This is a genomic window from Burkholderia sp. Ac-20392 (assembly GCF_017104585.1).
Classification (GTDB): Bacteria; Pseudomonadota; Gammaproteobacteria; order Burkholderiales; family Burkholderiaceae; genus Burkholderia; species Burkholderia lata.
In genome coordinates this window covers 1-5073 of the sequence record NZ_JAAGPB010000551.1, presented here as the reverse complement: position 1 = coordinate 5073, position 5073 = coordinate 1, and the positions used below count along the sequence as shown (strand labels likewise).

The 5073-nt window shown below is 67.7% G+C and carries 4 protein-coding genes; all 4 read left to right on the top strand.

What is annotated here, in order from left to right; genetic code table 11:
• The coding region (gene glcF / locus G3N99_RS34280) for a glycolate oxidase subunit GlcF (protein WP_206124585.1) at positions 1 to 657 on the top strand (657 nt) is incomplete at its 5' end.
• A gap of 20 nt (positions 658 to 677) precedes the next feature.
• Positions 678 to 1082, top strand: coding sequence for a heme-binding protein (locus tag G3N99_RS34275; protein ID WP_011353646.1), 405 nt, complete (start codon positions 678 to 680; stop codon positions 1080 to 1082).
• Between the two features lie 43 nt (positions 1083 to 1125).
• Positions 1126 to 3300: a malate synthase G gene (locus G3N99_RS34270; protein WP_174940506.1), complete on the top strand. Its 2175-nt coding sequence runs from the start codon at positions 1126 to 1128 to the stop codon at positions 3298 to 3300.
• Between the two features lie 530 nt (positions 3301 to 3830).
• The coding region (locus tag G3N99_RS34265; RefSeq protein ID WP_206124584.1) for a diguanylate cyclase at positions 3831 to 5073 on the top strand (1243 nt) is incomplete at its 3' end.

The following is a 5073-nucleotide window of genomic DNA, read 5'->3' as shown; positions in this document are numbered from 1 at the left end:
GCCGCGCGCGTGCTCGACCGGCTCGGCATCAGCGTGACCCCGGCGCGCGAAGCCGGCTGCTGCGGCGCGACCGAATATCACCTGAACGCGCAGGATGCCGGCCTCGCCCGTGCGCGCCGCAATATCGACGCATGGTGGCCCGCAATTGAAGCAGGCGCGGAAGCGATCGTGCTGACGGCCAGCGGCTGCGGCGCCTTCGTCAAGGAATACGGCGACCTGCTGCGCTCCGACCCCGTCTATGCGGAGAAAGCGCACCGCGTCAGCGCGCTCGCACGCGATCTCGCCGAAGTGATCGCGGCCGAGCCGCTCGACGCGCTGGCCGGGTCGACGCCACGCCGCATCGCGGTGCACTGTCCGTGCACGCTGCAGCACGCACAGCGCCTGGGCGGCGCGGTCGAACGCATCCTGACGCAGCTCGGCTTCGATCTGACGAATGTCGCCGACGGCCATCTGTGCTGCGGCTCGGCCGGCACGTATTCGCTGACCCAGCCCGAACTCGCGACGCAATTGCGCGACAACCGGCTCGACGCGCTCGAAGCCGCGCGGCCTGACCTGATTGTCACGGCCAACGTCGGCTGCCAGACTCACCTGAACGGCGCAGGCCGCACGCCCGTGCGCCACTGGATCGAGCTCGTCGACAACCACCTCGTCAACTGACCTGATACCGGAGGAATGCCATGCAGACGAAACCCGAACTCGAACTCGCCGATGCCGACCGCATGCTCGCCGCCGCCCGCGCGGAAGCGGAACGCCACGGCTGGGCCGTATCGATCGCCGTCGTCGACGACGGCGGCCACCTGCTCGCGTTCGCGCGGCTGAACGGCGCATCGCCGGCCAGCACCTACATCGCGCAGGACAAGGCGCGCGCGGCGGCGCTCGGCCGGCGGGAGACGAAGGCATATGAGGATATGATCAACGGTGGCCGCACCGCGTTTCTCAGCGTGCCGCTGACGGGGTTGCTCGAAGGCGGCGTGCCGGTCACGGTCGGCGGCCGGATTGCGGGCGCGATCGGCGTGTCTGGCGTAAAGTCCGAACAGGACGCGCAGATCGCCCGCGCCGGCACACAAAGCGTCGCGGTATAACCAGCCAAAGCCGCGCGCGATTTTTTCCCCGGGAGGATTAACGATGATCGACCAAGCAGGACTGCAAGTCGCGCCAGCGCTGAGCCAGTTCATTGAAAACGAAGCGCTGCCGGGTACCGGCATCGACAAGGCCGCGTTCTGGAGCGGTTTCTCGGCCCTGGTGCACGACCTGGCGCCGCGCAACCGCGAGTTGCTCGCGGAACGCGACCGCCTGCAGCAGGAACTCGACACCTGGCACCGTGCGCACCCCGGCCCCGTGCGCGACCACGCCGCGTATCGCGCGTTCCTCGAACAAATCGGCTACCTCGTGCCGGTCCCGTCGAACGTCGCGGCAGCCACCGCGAACGTCGACAGCGAGATCGCCACGCAAGCCGGCCCGCAGCTCGTCGTGCCGCTGTCGAACGCGCGCTACGCGCTGAACGCCGCGAACGCCCGCTGGGGCAGCCTGTACGACGCGCTGTACGGCACCGATGCGCTGCCTGAAGACGGCGGCGCCGAACGCACCGCGACCTACAACCCGACGCGCGGCCAGCGCGTGATCGACTACGCGCGCAACGTGCTCGACAACGCGGCGCCGCTCGCGAGCGGCTCGCACCGCGACGCGCTGCGCTACCGCGTGCAGGACGGCCAGCTCGCCGTCGAAACCGCGAAGGGCATCGTGGGCCTCGCGCAGCCGGCGCAGTTCGTCGGCTACCAGGGCGCGGCCGACGCTCCGTCCGCGATCCTGCTGAAGCACAACGGCCTGCACCTCGAGATCCAGATCGACGCGTCGACGCCGATCGGCCGCGCCGATCTCGCGAACGTGAAGGACGTCGTGCTCGAAGCCGCGGTCAGCACGATCATCGACTGCGAGGATTCGGTCGCGGCGGTGGACGCAGAAGACAAGGTCCAGCTCTACCGCAACTGGCTCGGCCTGATGCAGGGCACGCTGGTCGAGGAAGTCGCGAAGGGCGGCAAGCACTTCACGCGCCGCCTGAACGCCGATCGCGAGTACACCACGCCCGCCGGCGGCACGCTGTCGCTGCACGGCCGCTCGCTGCTGTTCGTGCGCAACGTCGGCCACCTGATGACCAACGGCGCGGTACTCGACCGCGACGGCAACGAGATTCCCGAAGGGATCCTCGACGGCGTCGTCACGGTGCTGTGCTCGCTGCACGACCTGAAGGCGAAGCGCAACTCGCGCACCGGCTCGATCTACATCGTGAAGCCGAAGATGCACGGCCCGGTCGAAGTCGCGTTCGCCGATACGCTGTTCGCACGCATCGAGGACTTGTACAACCTGCCGCGCAACACGCTGAAGATGGGCATCATGGACGAGGAGCGCCGCACCAGCGTGAACCTCGCCGCGTGTATCGCCGCGGCCGCCGCACGCGTGGCGTTCATCAACACCGGCTTCCTCGATCGCACCGGCGACGAGATGCACACCGCGATGGAAGCGGGCCCGATGATCCGCAAGGGCGACATGAAGTCGTCGGCATGGATCCAGTCGTACGAGCGCAACAACGTGCTCGCGGGCCTGTCGGCCGGCCTGCGCGGCCGTGCGCAGATCGGCAAGGGCATGTGGGCGATGCCGGACCTGATGCACGCGATGCTCGAGCAGAAGATCGCGCATCCGCGCGCCGGCGCGAACACCGCATGGGTGCCGTCGCCGACCGCCGCGACGCTGCACGCGCTGCACTACCACCTCGTCGACGTGCAGGCCGTCCAGCAGGAACTCGAGAAGACGCCGTACGCAAGCGAACGCGACGCGCTGCTCGAAGGCCTGCTGACGGTGCCGGTCGTCGAGCGCGCCGAGTGGAGCGAGGCCGAGATCCTGAGCGAAGTCGAGAACAACGCGCAGGGCATCCTCGGCTACGTCGTGCGCTGGGTCGAACAGGGCGTCGGCTGCTCGAAGGTGCCCGACATCCACGACGTCGGCCTGATGGAAGACCGCGCGACACTGCGCATTTCGAGCCAGCACATCGCGAACTGGCTGCGCCACGGCGTGATCACCGAGGCGTTCGTGCTCGACGTGTTCAAGCGGATGGCGCGCGTCGTCGACCAACAGAACGCCGGCGATCCGAACTATCGCCCGATGGCGCCCGGCTACGACCAGTCGACCGCGTTCAAGGCCGCGTGCGCGCTCGCGCTGCAGGGCACGTCGCAGCCGAGCGGCTATACCGAGCCGCTGCTGCACCGGTTCCGCCTCGCGTTCAAGGCGCAACAGCACGGCGGGTAACCGAGGCGTGCTTCACGAAACGGGCGGCCGCAACGGCCGCCCGTTTTCATTTTCGCGTTCACCCGGCCGTTGAAACGAATAATCGGCGCATATCGTCTGCCTTCATTTTTCGCGGGCGTGTGCCGTTAACCGGAGGGAATCGACGGCCGGATGCCGCGCGCAACGGCCCTGCATGCCGCAAAGCCTTGCGCGGGAACGCTCTGCCCGATATTCGCAAGCCCGGGAATTCACTGTAATTTGATCCGGATCAACGGCCCGCAACATTTTCCGCGCACGCGGACGCGCGCGCTATACTCCGTTGAATTCGCGTTGCCCGATTCGTCGGATCGTTGAATCGGCGCAGATGTCACCAGTGAATGCTTGATTTACCGGTATATCCGGCCGCGATTACCGATAATCGGCGTCCATTTTCTCCGCCGGCCGGCAGGAAGGCGTCGGAATGGCCGCGCAACGGATCGCCGTCGGCACGTCATACGAATACAATCGCATCGGCCCGCCTCCCGGCGGCAATGCCCATCGATCCACCGACCATGGCAGAAACCGACTACGCAATGCCCAGCGAATCCGGCCTGACGAGCCGTGTCGCCGCTCATCTGCGCCGGTTCCTGCTGCCGCACCTGATCTTCTATACCGGGCTGCTGATCGCGCTGGTCCTGCTGCTCCTGTGCGGGATCGTGCTGTACGAAGGCCGCATCGACGCGCGCGACCGCTCGGCCGCGATGCAGCAGAATCTTGCGCTGATGGCGTCGTGGGACATCGAGCGCAACATCGAGATCTATTCGCTGTCGCTGCAAGCCGTCGTCGAAGGCGAGAACGACCCCGACGTCATCAAGCTGCCGATGCCGCTGCGCCGCCAGGTGCTGTTCGACCGCGCGACGACGGCCAAGTACCTCGGCGGCATCTACGTGCTCGACGCGAAGGGCGACATCGCGGTCGACGGCAAGAGCGACGTGCCGCGCAAGGCCAACTTCGGCAACGAACCGTACTTCGCCGTGCACCGCGATCACCCCGACGCCGGCCTGTACGTCAGCCCCCCGTATCACTCGCGGCTGCGCGGCGGCTCGCCGAGCATCGCGCTCAGCCGGCGGATCACGAAGCCCGACGGCTCGTTCGGCGGCGTCGCCGTGATGTCGATCCGGCTCGAATATTTCCAGAACCTGTTCTCGCGCCTGTCACTCGGCGATCGCGGCTCGATCGCGCTGATCAACACGGACGGCAAGATGCTCGCACGCGAGCCGTACGACCCCAAGATCGTCGGCCGCGACATCAGCCGCGCCAGCACGTTCCGGCGGTTCATGACCGCCAACGAAGGCAGCTTCGCCGACACCGCGTCGATCGATGGCGTGCGACGCCTGTACGTGTTCCGGCACCTCGAGAACCTGCCGCTCATCATCATGGTCGCGCGCTCGGAAGCCGATACCTACGCCGCGTGGTACGACCGTGCGATTCCGATCGGCTCCGCGATGGTTGCGCTCGCGATCGGCTTCGTCGGCCTGTCGCTGCTGCTCGACGTGCAGTTGCGCAAGCGCCACCGCGCGGAAACCGAACTGCAGGCGCTCGCGCGCACCGACGGCCTCACCGGCCTCGACAACCGCCGGATGCTCGACGTCACGCTCGCACGTGAATGGCGCCGCGCCGCGCGCTCGCAGCACGCGCTGTCGCTGCTGTTCATCGACGTCGATTACTTCAAGCGCTACAACGACACGCAGGGGCACCAGGCCGGCGACGACGCGCTCGCCGCGGTCGGCCACTGCATCGCCGGCTGCCTGCGCG